This is a genomic window from Candidatus Edwardsbacteria bacterium RifOxyA12_full_54_48, assembly GCA_001777915.1.
Lineage (GTDB): Bacteria > Edwardsbacteria > AC1 > AC1 > EtOH8 > UBA2226.
Map to the genome: position 1 here is coordinate 943,139 of MFFN01000004.1, position 15,257 is coordinate 958,395.

At 51.9% G+C, this 15,257-nt stretch carries 13 protein-coding genes, 2 tRNA genes and 1 other annotated feature; of the genes, 7 read left to right on the forward strand and 8 right to left on the reverse strand.

Annotation, left to right across the window (positions count from 1 at the left end; all coding sequences use genetic code 11):
• The first annotated feature begins 4 nt into the window (after nt 1–4).
• From A2273_05840 to A2273_05865, 6 genes are all read left to right on the forward strand, one after another.
• A complete protein-coding gene (locus tag A2273_05840) occupies nt 5–859 on the forward strand; it encodes a protease HtpX (GenBank protein ID OGF07978.1) in 855 nt (284 codons plus the stop codon).
• Nucleotides 860–924: 65 nt separating this feature from the next.
• Nucleotides 925–3,522 (forward strand): hypothetical protein, encoded by a 2,598-nt coding sequence (locus A2273_05845; GenBank protein OGF07979.1) that lies wholly within the window; start codon nt 925–927, stop codon nt 3,520–3,522.
• Between the two features lie 157 nt (nt 3,523–3,679).
• Nucleotides 3,680–3,767 (forward strand) — tRNA-Ser (locus A2273_05850).
• 214 nt (nt 3,768–3,981) lie between these two features.
• Nucleotides 3,982–4,075, forward strand: a tRNA-Ser gene (locus A2273_05855).
• 210 nt (nt 4,076–4,285) lie between these two features.
• A complete protein-coding gene (locus tag A2273_05860) occupies nt 4,286–4,822 on the forward strand; it encodes a hypothetical protein (protein OGF07980.1) in 537 nt (178 codons plus the stop codon).
• Complete coding sequence (locus tag A2273_05865; GenBank protein OGF07981.1) at nt 4,819–5,757, forward strand: hypothetical protein; 939 nt, start codon at nt 4,819–4,821, stop codon at nt 5,755–5,757. Before A2273_05860 ends, A2273_05865 begins: the two co-directional genes overlap by 4 nt.
• Nucleotides 5,758–5,821: 64 nt before the next feature.
• On the opposite strand, the gene A2273_05870 is transcribed toward A2273_05865, so the two are convergent.
• The 4 genes from A2273_05870 to A2273_05885 form a co-directional block, all read right to left on the reverse strand.
• On the reverse strand, nt 5,822–6,640 hold the full coding sequence (locus tag A2273_05870; protein OGF07982.1) for a hypothetical protein: 819 nt from the start codon (nt 6,638–6,640) through the stop codon (nt 5,822–5,824).
• Between the two features lie 143 nt (nt 6,641–6,783).
• Nucleotides 6,784–8,382, reverse strand: a complete 1,599-nt coding sequence (locus A2273_05875) for an apolipoprotein N-acyltransferase (GenBank protein OGF07983.1) — start codon at nt 8,380–8,382, stop codon at nt 6,784–6,786.
• A gap of 1 nt (nt 8,383) precedes the next feature.
• On the reverse strand, nt 8,384–9,022 hold the full coding sequence (locus A2273_05880) for a phosphoribosylglycinamide formyltransferase (GenBank protein OGF07984.1): 639 nt from the start codon (nt 9,020–9,022) through the stop codon (nt 8,384–8,386).
• An 88-nt stretch (nt 9,023–9,110) separates the two neighbouring features.
• Nucleotides 9,111–10,862 (reverse strand): hypothetical protein, encoded by a 1,752-nt coding sequence (locus A2273_05885; protein ID OGF07985.1) that lies wholly within the window; start codon nt 10,860–10,862, stop codon nt 9,111–9,113.
• On the opposite strand from A2273_05885, the gene A2273_05890 reads away from it, so the two are divergent.
• Nucleotides 10,852–11,049: a hypothetical protein gene (locus A2273_05890; protein ID OGF07986.1), complete on the forward strand. Its 198-nt coding sequence runs from the start codon at nt 10,852–10,854 to the stop codon at nt 11,047–11,049. The genes A2273_05885 and A2273_05890 overlap by 11 nt on opposite strands.
• A 351-nt stretch (nt 11,050–11,400) precedes the next feature.
• Here A2273_05890 and A2273_05895 read toward each other — a convergent pair whose 3' ends face one another.
• The 4 genes from A2273_05895 to A2273_05910 are packed head-to-tail and all read right to left on the reverse strand — an operon-like array spanning nt 11,401 to nt 14,054.
• Nucleotides 11,401–11,598 carry a hypothetical protein gene (locus A2273_05895; protein ID OGF08044.1) on the reverse strand — a complete coding sequence of 66 codons (198 nt, stop codon included), beginning with the start codon at nt 11,596–11,598 and terminating at the stop codon, nt 11,401–11,403.
• 17 nt (nt 11,599–11,615) lie between these two features.
• Nucleotides 11,616–12,380, reverse strand: coding sequence for a hypothetical protein (locus tag A2273_05900; GenBank protein OGF07987.1), 765 nt, complete (start codon nt 12,378–12,380; stop codon nt 11,616–11,618).
• Nucleotides 12,377–13,342: a hypothetical protein gene (locus A2273_05905; protein ID OGF07988.1), complete on the reverse strand. Its 966-nt coding sequence runs from the start codon at nt 13,340–13,342 to the stop codon at nt 12,377–12,379. The genes A2273_05900 and A2273_05905 overlap by 4 nt, the downstream gene beginning before the upstream one ends.
• Nucleotides 13,332–14,054 carry a hypothetical protein gene (locus A2273_05910; GenBank protein OGF07989.1) on the reverse strand — a complete coding sequence of 241 codons (723 nt, stop codon included), beginning with the start codon at nt 14,052–14,054 and terminating at the stop codon, nt 13,332–13,334. The genes A2273_05905 and A2273_05910 overlap by 11 nt, the downstream gene beginning before the upstream one ends.
• A gap of 268 nt (nt 14,055–14,322) precedes the next feature.
• Nucleotides 14,323–14,520: a binding site (cobalamin riboswitch), on the reverse strand.
• Between the last annotated feature and the right edge of the window lie 737 nt (nt 14,521–15,257).

Here is a 15,257-nt window from a genome sequence, read left to right on the forward strand (position 1 = left end):
TCACATGAACAGGCTTAAAACATTGGTCCTGATGGCAGGACTTTCCGTCATTCTGGTCCTGGCCGGCAATCTTCTGGGCGGCCGGCAGGGGATGATGATGGCCCTGGTGTTTGCCGGGGGGATGAACCTTTTCGCCTACTGGTTCTCCGACAAGCTGGCCCTGATGAGCTATCGGGCCAGGCAGGTGTCCGAGGCCGAGGCCCCGGAGCTGCACTCAATAGTCAGAGGCCTGGCCACCAGGGCCGGAATACCCATGCCCAAGGTCTTTGTCATTCCGTCATCTTCTCCCAATGCCTTTGCCACCGGGCGCAATCCGCAACATGCCAGCGTGGCAGTTACCGAGGGGATAATGAGCCTTCTGAACCGGGAGGAATTGCAGGGGGTGATAGCCCATGAACTGGCCCATATCCGGCACCATGATATCCTGATCGCTTCCATAGTGGCCACTCTGGCCGGAGCCATCACCATGATAGCCCGGATGGCCGGATGGGCCGCCATGTTCGGCGGCTACGGGGGACGTGACAACGACCGTAACAGCGGTGGCGGGGCCATCGGATTCATCCTGATGGCCATCCTGGCTCCGATTGCCGCCCTGCTGGTGCAGATGTGGATCTCCCGCACCCGGGAGTACGACGCCGATGCCGGAGGGGCCAGGATAGCCGGGAACCCCTACGGTCTGGCCGATGCCTTGGAGAAACTGCAAAGGGGGGTGCAGGTGCGGCCCATTCAGGCCAATCCCTCTTCGGCCCACATGTTCATCGTCAATCCGCTTTCGGGCAAAAGTCTGATGAGCCTGTTCTCCACCCATCCCCCGATCGAAGAAAGGGTGGCAAAATTGAGGGCCATGGCCAGGGGGTAGCTTTTGGCGCAAAAGGGGTGTATAATTCAGAAAACCACGCAATAATTTTTTAAGGAAACTGAGCGATGAAAAAAACCGGGTTGTTATTTGCGGTAGCTTTCTCTTTGCTAGGGGGATATCTGTTCGCCCTGCCGGTGGAGATCTACAAAGTAGAACTTGCTCCCGGCACCGACGCCTACCGCTATGCCGCCGATAAAGGCTGGGAGGTGTTTTATGCCATGGAGGAACAGCTGCTGGTGTCCGGCAGGCCGGTTGCCAATGCCGAAAGGATATACCAGGGCGATTCAAAAAACCTAAAGTGGGCCTATCGGAGAAAAGGCTTCGCTGCTGCCGTCCCCGCCCAAAAAATCATTTTCTCTCATAACGGAAGCTATCTGTTGGAAGCCCCCGAAATCAAGCAATCATCCGCCAGGGGTTACGAGGCTTTTACCATCAAGGATTTCTCCGGGGAGCCGATAAAACTCAACGCCATTACCTATGTGTTGGGTAAAACCCTGGCCAGGGATTCATCGATAGCGACCCTGACCCATTTGGTTGATACCGCCCAGGTGCGCACCCGGATAGAAGCTTTGCAATCTTTTAACACCAGGTTTTTGGGCGCCGCCAATCATGACTCGGTGGTGGGATGGATACGGAATCAGTTTCTGAACATGGGCATTACCGATGTTATATTAGATACCTTTAATATCGGGTTCGGCCCCAAACAGCATAATATCATTGCCACGATACCGGGCCTTTTAGACACATCGGTTGTTTATATTGTAGGGGGGCATTACGACTCCTATTCTGACAGACGTTATTCAGATACTTTAATAAAATACTCTCAGGCTCCTGGGGCTGATGATAATGCCTCGGGAACAGTAGCCGCACTGGAAATGGCCCGGGTACTGGCCCAGCCCGGCAACCGGCCCAACTGCACGGTCAGGTTCATTGCCTTTGATGCGGAGGAATATGGTCTGTTCGGCAGTGAATATTATGCCCAGCAGGCTCTGGCAGAGGGTATGGACATAGGATGCATGCTCAATTACGACATGATCGGATATAAAGGCAACGACAGCACTTTTATTTCCAAACTTTATCCGGGCTCGGAAGAATATGCCTACATGCTGGGACAGCTGGCCGGATGGTACGGCCGAACCGCCGACACCAATCTGGTGCCGGTGTATAACAGCGTATATCTTAATGGCAGCGATAGCTGGGAATTCTCCATCCGCGGGTTTCCGGTGACCTACAGCGAAGAGGATGTTTTCAGCACGGTCTATCACCAGACCAACGATAGCACTACGTATATGAACATGCGCTATGTTACCAGTATCATCAAGGCTGGGACGGGGTTTTTGGGCACGCTGGCCAACTATCCCCAGAAGGTAGCCGCTGTCATCGCCAGCGATATTGGAACCGGAAACGAACTGGCGGTGGAGTGGACACCGAATGCGGCAGCCAACATCGTGGGCTATAATATCTATTATGGCTATGCCAGCGGGTCTTACGATTATAACCAATACACTACTTCAGTATCCGACACCATAACAGGGCTGATATCAAACGTCAATTGTTATATTACCGTCCGGGCGGTTGACACTGACGGGAAGGAGAGCCCGATTGCCTCCGAGGTTATCGGCGTTCCGGTACTGCTGACGCTGGATAAAGGGATACTGGTGGTGGATGAGACCCAGAACTGGACCAGCGGGAGCTTCCCCCGGGATACCACCCAGGACAAGTATTTCAGGGACCTGCTGGAGGGCTATACCATAACAGAGCACGAATACGGCACCAGCGGGGAGAAGCCGGGTCTGGTTGACCTGGCCTCGTATTCCACGGTGTTCTGGCACGCCGATGACTACAGTTCCCCGATGTTCGGCAATTGTGTTGGCGATCTGGAGTTGTATTTGTCGCACGGCGGCAGATTATGCCTGGCCGGGTGGAAGCCCAGCGCGGATGTCACCGGCAACAATATAGATACCGCCCATTATTATTCCGGAAGTTTCATATACGACTATATGAAGGTATCCCAGATGAGCCGATCACTGATAGCGAATTCGTTCCAGGCGGCAGTGGGTAAACTAAGCTATCCGGATGTCTCGGTTGACTCGGCCAAGGTTCCGGTGGTCTCTTGGGGCGGGACCATGCGGTATATAGAGAAGCTGACCCCGGTATCACCGGCCGAGGGGATCTACGACATCGACATGAAAAACGACAGCAGCAGTTTCGAGGGCCAGAACTGCGGGGTAAGGTATCTGGGAAGCGACTTCAAGACGGCATTGCTGGGCTACCCGCTGTATTTCATGGACCAAGCCCAGGCCAAGGCTGTGGTCCAGAAGATCATGGATGATTTCGGGGAGGTGAACGGGGTGAGCGGGAATCCGGAGGATAAGATCCCGGTTCTGAACTTCAAATTATCCCAGAACGCTCCCAATCCATTCAAACAGTTTACGATTATCAGTTACCAGCTGCCGCAGGCCGGACAGGTCAAACTGAGCATCTATAACATAGCCGGGCAACTTGTGAAGACCTTGGTAAGTGGAGATCAGTCGGCCGGAAGCTATACCATCAACTGGGACCGGAAAGACAACAATAACAGGCAGGTCAGCGCCGGGGTGTATATCTATCACTTAAGCGCCGGCGACAAGACCCAAAGCCGGAAGATGATAGTCTTGAAATAAGAGGATAATCCAACCAACAGGCCGCCCATAGGGGCGGCCTGTTTTTTACTAAACCTCGAAACATAGGGTGAACAATATAACGAACATTTAGACAACATTTAGATTGACACCAATATATTTAGGTGTTAAAATGTTAACTGAGTTTGACTATCATCATGGAAGCGTGGCCGAGTGGTTGAAGGCGGCGGTCTTGAAAACCGTTGTGCTGAAAGGCACCAGGGGTTCAAATCCTCTCGCTTCCGCCATTTTGCAAGAACCCCTGGAGTGGTTGAAGACCACGGGGTTCTCCGCCGGCAGGAATTATGCAAACAAAGCGACGGCGGATGCGCCGCAGGTGCAAAATCCTCTCGCTTCCGCCATTAAGTGATAGGGCAAAGCTAAATTTGGAATTGCTTGTCCGGAAACGCTGTCTTGAATTTCAGACAAAAAAACGTTATAATTAGTGTGATTATTTAATGCGGAGAGGTGGCCGAGTGGCCGAAGGCGACGGTTTGCTAAACCGTTATACGGTCTTAAAGCTGTATCCAGGGTTCAAATCCCTGCCTCTCCGCCATTTTATTTGAGTGAACCTTGGATACAGCGGAAGCTGAAGGGTTCTCCGCCGGCAGTAATACATGCTGCAGAGCGACGGCGGATGCGCCTATGGCGCAAAATCCCTGCCTCTCCGCCATACAATACGGATTACATCAGGAAATTAATAAAAGGCGGAGCGTTCCGCCTTTTATTATTAGGGAATAAAGCATGGTTTTAAGCGGTATATAATTTGGAAACACTCACAGATCAAGAACTGATAGAAAAGGTGCTGTCCGGCCAGGACGCCCATTACAGCCAGCTGGTAAAAAGATACCAGCGGGCCATCTATTCCACTGCCGCCAGGTATTTAAGATGTCATGCGGCGGCCGACGAAGCGGTCCAGGAGACATTCATCAAGGCCTATTTTTCCCTTAAATCCTACGATAGCCGGTACCGATTTTATACTTGGTTGGTGCGGATAACCATAAACCTCTGCCATGATGCGGCCAAAAAACAACAACGCTACGTGGCCCTGGAGGAAGACCACCAGCTGTCGGATTCCGACGATCCCCTGGAGAATGCCATCCAGAAAGACTCCTGCCAAAGGATCAGGAACGAGATAGACGGCCTGCCTAACGACCAGCGGGAGGTCATCCTATTGAGGGTCGACAAGGAGCTCTCCTATGAAGAGATCAGCCAAGCTCTGAAGATTCCCCAGGGGACCGTGATGTCCCGGCTATTTCGGGGAAGAAAGACCCTGATGGAAAGATTGAGAGATGTTATATGAATAAAAAGAAACATGAAATAGATCTGGACCAATTGCAAGCCTATATTGACGGACAACTGGGTCAACCGGATCGAGCCATGGTAGAGACCCATCTGAGCCATTGCCCGGAATGCCGGGGATTGGTCTCGCACTTAAAGAACCTGGACCGGGCCGTGGCCGATGCGGAATGCCCATCGGCTCCCGAGGCATATTTTGCCACCCTGGCCTCCAGGGTGGCCGGCGGCATCGCCCGGAGAAAGATGGAAAAAAGAAGGAGATCCGGGGGGATCGTCTTACGGTGGTTGGGCGTGCCGATTGCCGCTGCGGCAACGATTATTTTGGCAGTGGTAGTGTCCAATAACATGTTTTTGCAAACCGAAAGACAAATTAAACTTGAGGGTGACAAGATAAAAACACCGAATATTCGGGCGGTCCAAGGGCCGCCGTCGGTCGCATCCTCAAAAAAAACCTCCGGACAGCCGCGAGTTTCCCTCAAAGATGAAGGGCAGACAGATGTTTTGGCGGCCAGCCGGAAACAGGCAGCCGCCGATATTACTATTGCTTCGGAAAAGGGATCCCGGACAATGGAAGCCGCCGTAAAAGAGGAAGAAATCACAGTTGGTTTGGTTGCCGGCCGAAAGCCGGGGGATACTGACGGATCCCGGACTCCAGAAAAGAAATCCAGGTTGGAGGAAACTGCTTTTATGGAAGTTAAGGCTCCGGTTGCAATGATATCTCCCCGGGCAAAAAAGGCGAACACCGCCGTTGGCGCTCCTAGTAAAGAAACAAGCCAGGCGTCCGACGCGGCCAGGAAAAAACCGCCTGCGGCTTCATCGGTGCCTCACGTGGTGTATGAGGTAAAAACAATAGTCATATATCTACCGGGCGGCGATTCACCCTGCCCGCCCCCGGAGATATCCACCGCCATAGAGATAGGTATTCCCAACGGAGGCTGAGGGCCGGGAATATGAAAAAAGGGGAAAGCGCAAGCTTTCCCCTTTTTCTAATTGTCCGCCGCGGCTATTTTCCCAGGGTGAAGGTGATGGGGTAGGCCAGCCAGACCCGTACCGCCCGGCCGGAGGAGGCCAGGGCCGGCGAGAAGATGAATTGCCCGGCGGCAGCCACCGCCGCTTCGTCCAAAGCGGTATTCCCAGAGCTTCTGACGATCTCCACCTTCATGATATGGCCGTCATAATCCAGCAGCAGGTTCAGGAAAACCCGGCCCTGGGCCTGGGCGGCGATGCAGATCGAGGGGTAGACCGGCTTGACGGATTTGATCAGTTCCGGTGCTTTGCTTAACTCCTGATAGGCGCCGGATACGGGGATATCGTTGTCTTTGACAAATTCAACCGGACCTTTGATACTATCGGTATTGACGGCATTGGCCACCATGGCGTTGTTCAGATCCCTCTGGGAAAAGCCGCCGTCATCCGTGGCCAAGGCATCAGGCACCGGCGTGGGGATGCCGGGCATCGGGGCGTCAACCGCTGCCGGCCCGGGGATAACAGGATCAACGAACCTGTCGTCAAGACGCGGGGGCGGTGGGATCAGCCCTACCGGAATCCTGATGATATCGCCTCCTGGAATAAATTTTCCGGAGTCATTACGAGCCTGGATGATATTCCGGTACGCAGAGTATCCCGTCGAACAGAGCATAACAAGAACCAGACCGTAAACCGTAAATAGCAGACCGAGCTTCAGGTCGTTGCTTTCAATGGGTCCATAGTTGTTCCGGGTATATCCCTTTGAGAATGCGGGCTTTAAGCGCAGGAAGGCCGAGCTTAAGGCGAATCCTATCAGGACTCCAGCCATCGGGAATAACCAGATATAGTGGGACATCTTTCATTCCTCCTTTTACCCAATATACCATAAAGGGAGGAACTTTATTCCCGGACGATCGGGGAAAAACAAATAACATTGAGTTGATGCCAATGGCTACAGGACCGTTGCAAAAGCAACGCACCGGGCCTTAACCGGATCTCTTAAGAATTGACTCTTCCAAAAACTCGGTGTTTCCGTGGTAAAAAACTCTTTGGCAGGTTGAAAGGAAGCGATTTAACAAGAAGGGCCATAAGGGGAAAAATAGAGACGATAAGAATTAATAGAACGAAGAGATCGCCATATTTCTGGTAAAAGGTTCTGTTGTTCAAAAGCGGGATGGCATTGGTTATTATCATCTGTTTATAAAGGGGGGTGGGTTTGATGATCTCTCCGGTGGGCAGGATGAACATGGAGATGCCGGAGTTGGCGCAGCGGGCTATCGCCCGTCTCTGTTCCACTGCCCGGAAGACGGCCATCTCGGCGTGCTGGCGGGCCGCCCCGGATCGCCCGAACCAGCCGTCATTGGTGATGTTGACCAGGAACCGGGCCCCCCGGCCTACCTGCTGGCGGGCGATCTCCGGGAAGATGGATTCGAAGCAGATCATACAGGAGAAATTTATGCCGCCCATATCGAAAATAATGCTGTCGGCCCCCGGGGTCCATTCGCCCTCGCCAAAATTAATGTTTCTGATAAAGGGGATCTTCTCCTTGTAGGGGAACCTTTCGCCGAACGGCACCAGGTGTCTCTTGGCATAAGAGCCGGTCAGCCCGTAGATGGGGCGTATCAAAAAAGCCGAATTATAATAAAGCTGTGTCTGCCGGTTCGGTTCGTAGGAAAAATCCGGGACCCCGGTCAGGATGCTGCTTTTCAAATCGTTGGCCAGGGAAAGAGCCCGCAGGTAATATTCCGGCTCATAGCGGAGATAAAAGGGCAGGGCGGTCTCCGGCCACACCAGCAGATCGACCGGCTGTTTTACGGCCTGCCGGCTGAGAGAATCGTAGATCTGCCAGTTATATTCCCGGAATTCCCGGTCCCAGCGAAAGCCCTGTTGGATATTTCCCTGTATCAGGGAGACGTTCAGCAGCGGAGAATTTCGTATCTTCTTGTTTACCGGAAATAGCATCAGTTTGCCGGTCAGCGGGGGCAGGGCAAAGACCAGCAGAACTAAAGCCATCCTCAAAAAAAACCGGGGGGTCAACCGGAAAGGCCGGTTGGCTATAAAATATTTTATAAGCCCATAGATCAACCCGTTCACCAGGACGATCCAGAAGGTAACACCGTAGACCCCGGTAATAGAGGCCATTTGAATGGCGCTGGTCCACCGGGCCAGGCTATAGCCCAACGAACCCCAGGGGAAGCCCAGGATGCCGTGGCTGCGGATGAAATCGAACAGCACCAAGCCGAATGGTGCCGCCCACCAAAACGGTATATTCAATTTGCCGGTCAGCCATTTGGCCAGAGTAAAGGATGCGGCCAGGAAAAGGGAGAGATAGGCTGCGATCAACATCACCCCCAGATAAAGCAAGGGGCGGACCCAGCTCTCCACCGCCGGATTGAATACTATCCAATGCAGCAGGCCGCAGAAAAAGAAAAATCCGCTCAACCAGGTCACCAGGAACGTTCTGTGAGTCGAGAGATTTTCAAAACCGAAATACAGAGGGATCAATGAGACAAAGGCCAGGGGCCACAGGGAAAAGAGGGGGAATATCAGGAACAACAACAGGCTGGTAAGGGAAGCTAAAATAAAACTACGTTTCATCTTAGGGCCGCATCTTTAAGGGGATGTTTTTGTTAAGACCGATTTTCAATTCGCCCCGGGCGATCAGGGCTATGGCCTGGGAATAGGCCAAGTGCTCCTCTTTCAGCACCCTGTCAGCCAGGCTATCCGCAGTGTCCTCCGGCAGCACCGGCACGGTCCTCTGTAAAATTGTCGGTCCGTGGTCCACCTCTTGGTCCACAAAATGAACCGTACAGCCCGATATTTTATCGCCGGAGGCCAGCACCGCTTGGTGCACCTTGTGCCCGTAGAATCCCTTGCCGCCATGGGCCGGCAGCAGGGCGGGATGGATGTTGATGATGCGGCCCGGGTAATGGTCTATGAAGAACGGGCTGAAAATGCGCATAAATCCGCAGAGGCAGATCAATTGGGCCTCCTGGCGGTCAATGATGGCGGCCAGTTCCCGGTCGAAAAGCTGACGGGAAGCATATTCCTTGTTATTTACCACAAACCAGGGAATATGGTGCTTTTGGGCCCTGGCCAGCGCGCCGGCGCCGGGAACGTTGGAGATGACGGCCACTATCCGGGCCTCCAGCCGGCCGGATTCGATATTGTCAATAATGGCCTGGAGGTTGGTACCATCGCCGGAGGCCAGGCAGGCTATTTTCAATTGGTGATCCATATAAAGGATTTTATACTAAGTGATGGCAGTTGTCAAATATAAAAAGCCCGAGGGGGATCGGGCTTTCTGCGGTTAAAAACCTAAACGATCAGTTCCAAAGCTCCAGGGATATGCCGAAAGCATAGCTCCGGCGGGGCATGGGATATCCGGCCCGCACCTGGTATTCGGCATTGAATAAGTTGTCGATCTTATAGAACAAGACGGCATCCCGGATCTTCAATGAAAGCGTTTGGCCGGAAACAAAATAACGCGGCAGTTCGAATCCCGGACCAAATTCATCGGGGTGGCTGACCAGCTGGCGGTCCTTATACTGGGTGTTTACCTGCCAGCTGAGCGAGAGATGGTCGGTAATGGGGATATCCCTAAGGGAAAGGGCCACTCTGGCGGAATTGGCCGGGGTATAGTTTAGTTCCCGGTTGCTATCGGACGACACCTCTGCCAAACAGTAGCCATAATTAAAATCAAAAAATAGATGGTTCATTGGAGTTACTTCGCTAGATATTTCAACCCCGGAGGTATTGACATCCAGATTATTGGCCCAAGTTGTAAGCCAGGTGTTCATATCAGTTAGCCATCTTATCATATCATTAGTCTGGCGCCGATAACCCGAGATTGATGTTTTATGCCAATCGTCAGTGAATCTCACTCCACATTCATATTGCCATGATTTTTCGGGAACAAGGTCGGGATTCCCTGACATGTAAGGATCTTTCCAAAACAGTTCATTGATGGTGGGCACCCGGTAGGCCTGGCCGTAGTTCCCGTAGATCGTCCAGCGGTCATTAAACTGCCAACTGCTGGAGATGTTCGGCGATGTTTGGGCATCATGTCCGTAGTTTTTATCATATCGCAGTCCGCCCACTATCAGCCATTGGCGCCAGGGGCGATACTCCTGATTCAGAAAGGCCGAATATAGATTGGTCCGGTGATTTCCGGAATTATCGCTTTCGCTCTTTACCTGTTGATAGGCGCCGCCCAATACGGTGTTGAACCCCTTCCGGAATCCGTAAGTAAATTGGAGGTCGGCATTGCTTTGCCGGGAAAAATTTTCCGGGGCGGTATTGTTGTATTCGTAATAATAAAAGGTATTGATCTGGCTCTGACCTATTTTGAACTTGACAATGTCCGAATATTCCAGGCTGGCGTAATAATCCTGCTGGTCGTCGGTCATTCTGTCATTGGGGGTCTGCATTGATATGCTTCCCGGCGATCCGCCGATAGACTGATAGGACTGGTATTCCATCCCGATCCGGATCAGACTGTCGGGCCTGATTTTTAAGCCCAGAAGATAGTTGCTGCCGCTGTAATCCGAATTTAATCTTTCGCCGTCGGTGCTTTTCCAGTCGGCCGAAAGGATGATGTCCGTAAAACGGTTCAACTGCCGGGAAATGACGGCCGACATAGTCTGTTGTTTATGCTTGCCGTATTGATAGGTTATTCTGGAATAAGGCTTTTCCGGGGCATCGTCAACCGTTATTATATTGACCACACCGGCCAGGGCATTGGCTCCGTAAAGAGCCGAGGCCGGACCTCTGACGATCTCGATCCGTTTTATGTTGGCGTTCAGTTTTTTCAGATCATACCCTCCGTTGAGGGCAGAATTCAAGGGCATTCCATTTAGCAGGAACAATACCTGCTCGGCAGAGGAGCCTCTGATGCTGAAATTTGCCATGCTTCCCAACCCGCCATAGAGGCCGGAATTGGTTCCCGGCACCTGAGAGAAGGCGGCCACCGCACCCTTGGCGGGGTCGCTGGGATCGGGGCCGATGATGGAAACACTGGCCGGGGCCGCCAACTGGGCCAGGGGTGTCCGGGTGGCGGTCACCACGATGCCTTTCATGGTGAAAACCGGAATGCTGTCGGCCAGTATAGCGGGTTTGAGTGTTTCTTTCTCGATGGAAGTATCAATAGATACAGTAACGTCGTTGTCGGAAACGGCTTGGGCAGTCGTAGTGCTGTCGGGGGACGCGGCTGCTACAAATAAAACGGCTATTAATGAGAACAACATGGATAGCTCCCTCCTTTGAGGTTTTTAACTTCTGGTAGTCCAGTAGGCCGGTTGTTGGTAATAATATTGGGAATGATAAATAGGGGTAATCTAAGCTCCGTCTGGTGCGGTCGCTTTTGTTTCCGGCTGGGCCCGAATAAATTTCACGTATAATCAAATCCCTCCTTTCTGGGCAAATCTTTTTTTCTCCCGCTTCTCTATCTGGACGATTTTGGAGTTGTGAATGGTTATCACGATTTCGCCATAGTTGATGTCATGGATGGCGGCGATTATCTCGTCCAGTATTTTTGTATCAGGAATATTTGCTTTTTGGGCGATCATATTATTTACCGGTAGTTGGTCAGGGATAGGTTTACAGCAGTATTTGTTATCAGCTCAAACCGATCATGATTTGTCGTTGTTTTTGGGTGAAAATTATTTTGTTCTCCTTTGCCAGCCAGCCCAGTGCTAGGTAAAGATTTTTATCATCAAGCCGGGTACTTTTTTTTAAAGCGCTGACATTCTGCTCGCCCTTGGCGTTTACTGTCTGCCAGATTATTCCGGCATTTTCGCCGATCTTCATTTTCAACATGGGAATATCTCCTTTTAAATAAGAATTTGCGGCCTATTGGTTCTGGGATGCAAAACAATATCGATATCCGTCTCATAGACTGGTTTTAAGACGGCCTCTTTTAATACTTCGTTGGGCCGGCTATCGGCGTTAATGGCCCCCTGATGCAGCAGTATTATCCGGTCACAAAAACTGGCGGCCAGGTTCAGATCGTGCAGGACGGCTATGACCAAAACCCCGCTTTGGGAGCTTAATCTTCTGGCCGTATCCAAAATCAAACGTTGGTGCTTAAGGTCCAGATGATTGGTAGGCTCGTCCATCAATAATACTTTGGGCTGCTGGGCCAAGGCCCGGGCCAATATCACCCGCTGCCGCTCACCGCCCGAAAGTTCGGTGATAGAACGTTCCTTCAACTGACAGCAGTCGCTCTGCCGCATGGCCTCCTCGATTATCTTTTGGTCGCGGGCGGTCTCATCCTGCAGGGCTTTCAGGAACGGGCTCCGGCCCATGGCCACGATCTCGTAGGCGGTAAAATCGAAGGGGAAGAAATTGTCCTGAAAAACCACCGAGATCACCCGGGCCAGAGCCTGCGAATTATACCCGGAGATATCTTTTCCCCCAATCATTATCCGGCCGGAGAAATTAATTCTTAAACCGGCCAGGCATGCCAGTAAAGTGCTTTTGCCCGAGCCATTGGGCCCGATTAGCCCTATCATCTCTCCGGAAGCGGCCTGAAGGCTGATATCGCGAAGGGCCGTGATCGTTCCGTAGCGGTATGTCAGATGGTTTACAGCTATCATATCTTCTGCGATTTTTTCCTCCACAACAGGAAAATGAAAAACGGCACACCCAAAAGAGCTGTAATAACGCCGACCGGGATTTCGAAATTACCCAAGCTTCTGGCCAAGGTGTCCGAGAGGATCAACAGGCTGGCGCCCAACAGTCCGGAGACCGGCAGCAGGCGTTTGTTGTTCGGCCCCGACAGCATCCTTCCCAGGTGGGGCACCATCAACCCGATAAAACCGATCACCCCGGCCAAGGAAACCAGCGCCGCCACCATCAGGGCCATGATGAAAAACACGATCTTTTTCAGCCGTTCCACCGGAACCCCCATGCTCTGGGCCTGGGCCTCCCCCAGGGTCAGCAGGTTCAGGTTTTTCGACTGGATCCATAGATAGACCGATCCTGAAACCACCAGCACCGAGGCGATGGCCATCAGGACGACGGTGTCCCGGGTAAACAGTATCCCCAGGTTGCCCATTAAAATATAGATCATATCCTGCAGCTGTCTTCCGGCCAGCGACATCAGCAGCATTATCAGGCCGGAGAAGAAGGCATTGACCACTACGCCGGATAATATCATGGTCTCTGAAGGAAGCCGCCCGTGGACCCTGGCCAGCCGGTAGACCAAAAAGATAGCGGCCACTCCGAAAAAGAAAGAAAATAACTGCAAGGTGAAAGCCCCGGCCAGGCCGGACGATAGGCCCAGGATTAAGGCTAAAGCCGTGCCGAAGGCCGCTCCGCCTGAAACCCCCAACAGATAGGGTTCGGCCAGGGCATTGCCCAAAACCGCCTGCAGGGCGGCGCCGGAAACAGCCAGGCCCATCCCCACCAGGGCTCCCAGCAAGACCCGGGGCAGCCTGATGGAGGCTATCTCCGGGCTGACCAACAGTCCGAACCCGCCAGGGCCGAAGGAAAGGCCGGCCAAAACCGCCAGGAAAAGTATCAGCGGCGACAGCCAGGTTAAATGCTTATTTCTCATAAAATATTCTATTAAGCTCTTTTAATCCCATAACAGACCGGGGTCCGGCCCGCAGGATAATATCCAGATCCAGATCGTCGAACACTTTTTTATTCTTAACTGCCGGGATGTTCTGCCAGCCAATCCGTTCAGACAATCGTTTTTTATCGGTTTGGGGATGGAGGATCAGTATTATATCCGGCCGACGTTGAATGACGACCTCCGGGTTGATGACGGCATAATCCCGTCCAACATCCGACATGATATTTATACCCCCGGCTCGATCTATCAGCAGCCCCACCAATCCCAGTTGGCCGGCGGTCATCAACGGCTGAGACGATATCTCGGCATAGACCTTGGGCCTTTTACCTGGCGGAATCATCTCCAGGGAGGAGGTTGTTTTTTTTGAGGTGGCGGAGAAAACAGCCAATAGTGAATCGGCAGCGGCCTGTTTATTGAAAACAATAGAAAGAAGCTGGATATTTTGGGATATATCGTCAAGGCTGACCGGGTTCAGGACCAATACCGGAATGTTCAGCGCCTTTAGTTTGGCCAGGATGGGAGTATTTTTCGTTCCCACCATGACCGCCAGGTCCGGTTTTAAGGCCAGTATCCTTTCCAGATTGGCGGTAGCAGCGTCGCCCACCACTTCTTTCTCCCTGACCTGCGGGGGATAGTTGCACCAGGCGGTTACGCCTACCAGCTTATCATCGGCCTGCAGGGCGTAGATCATTTCAGTCACATTGGGAGCGAAGGAGATCACCCGGGCAGGGGTTTTGGATAATGAAACTGTCCGACCAATATCGTCGGTTATTGTTAATTTCCCCCCGGAGTACAGCCGCTGGGGTTCCGTTTGATTACAGCTTATAAAAAAAAGCGTTGCCGTGATTAGCAGAAAGGATTTTTTCATATACCCCCAAATTGAAAAAGCTCGAACCTTATGAAAAGATTCGAGCCTTGACCTTAAAACAAATCAAGCCCGACCTTTTCCCTCGAAGGTCCGGTAAATATCCTGTTAAGGCCGGTCTCCTGGCTTGCCCGAATCCCAAGCGCCTTCCCGTGGTAACAGTGGCGATATGCTTGGATCTATTATTTGGGCTTACAGTTGCGGGGCAGCTCCCGATTTTCTAAAAAATTAGAGCACGGGATTCCCGATTATCTCCCGAAAATTCGGGAGCACCTTAACAGGCTGGATTATATAAGAAATTTTAAATTTTGTCAAGTGGTACTAAAATTGACCTGCTGGACAAAGCCGGTAGATTATTTTTGCCCATTTGGGCGTAGTCTGCCGACTACATCCTTCATTAGCCAGGCATAGAGCATAACCGATTTCGTCGGTCAAAGGCGGAGATAGTTCTGGCATTAAGCTGACAAAAGCTCTGGCTCGCCAGACGAAGCCTGCTGGTTATTTTTGCCCACCTGGGCGTAGTCTGCCGACTACATTCTTCATTAGCCAGGCGTAGAGCATAACGGATTTCGTCGGCTAAAGGCGGAGAGTCAGCCTCCTTCGTTCCTCTTGATAGAAAATAAATAAAGGGAACTACGGCGGCTAAAGGGATTTTAATAAATGTTTTAGTGAGAACGCTCGACCGGAACCGCTTTTGAGGTATTTCTCAAAAAGGAAAGCCTTTTCTTTATTTTTGAAGCAGCAATACCAAATTAAATCGTATGGTCCTTTATTTTTGGTATATTGTGCCAATCCCTCATTATGCTTTTTCAATCTCTCGGTCAAACTATTTGTGCAGCCAACATAGGTTTTCAAAGTTGTTTGGCTTCGAATTATGTAAACGAAGTAATCCATGCCCAAAACAATTAAAATAGTTTAATTTCTCTCTGGCTTGCCAGACGAAGCCTGCTGGTTATTTTTGCCCACCTGGGCGTAGTCTGCCGACTACATCCTTCATTAGCCAGGCATAGAGCATAACCGATTTCGTCG

Excerpts from the sequence above, each read along its gene's own strand:
- A2273_05905 (OGF07988.1), bottom strand. The coding sequence starts at position 13,342 with ATGAGAAATAAGCATTTAACCTGGCTGTCGCCGCTGATACTTTTCCTG.
- A2273_05880 (OGF07984.1), bottom strand. The coding sequence starts at position 9,022 with ATGGATCACCAATTGAAAATAGCCTGCCTGGCCTCCGGCGATGGTACC.
- A2273_05910 (OGF07989.1), bottom strand. The coding sequence starts at position 14,054 with ATGATCTACGCCCTGCAGGCCGATGATAAGCTGGTAGGCGTAACCGCC.
- A2273_05890 (OGF07986.1), top strand. The coding sequence starts at position 10,852 with ATGCCTTTCATGGTGAAAACCGGAATGCTGTCGGCCAGTATAGCGGGT.
- A2273_05865 (OGF07981.1), top strand. The coding sequence starts at position 4,819 with ATGAATAAAAAGAAACATGAAATAGATCTGGACCAATTGCAAGCCTAT.
- A2273_05870 (OGF07982.1), bottom strand. The coding sequence starts at position 6,640 with ATGTCCCACTATATCTGGTTATTCCCGATGGCTGGAGTCCTGATAGGA.
- A2273_05885 (OGF07985.1), bottom strand. The coding sequence starts at position 10,862 with ATGAAAGGCATCGTGGTGACCGCCACCCGGACACCCCTGGCCCAGTTG.
- A2273_05840 (OGF07978.1), top strand. The coding sequence starts at position 5 with ATGAACAGGCTTAAAACATTGGTCCTGATGGCAGGACTTTCCGTCATT.
- A2273_05845 (OGF07979.1), top strand. The coding sequence starts at position 925 with ATGAAAAAAACCGGGTTGTTATTTGCGGTAGCTTTCTCTTTGCTAGGG.
- A2273_05900 (OGF07987.1), bottom strand. The coding sequence starts at position 12,380 with ATGATAGCTGTAAACCATCTGACATACCGCTACGGAACGATCACGGCC.
- A2273_05875 (OGF07983.1), bottom strand. The coding sequence starts at position 8,382 with ATGAAACGTAGTTTTATTTTAGCTTCCCTTACCAGCCTGTTGTTGTTC.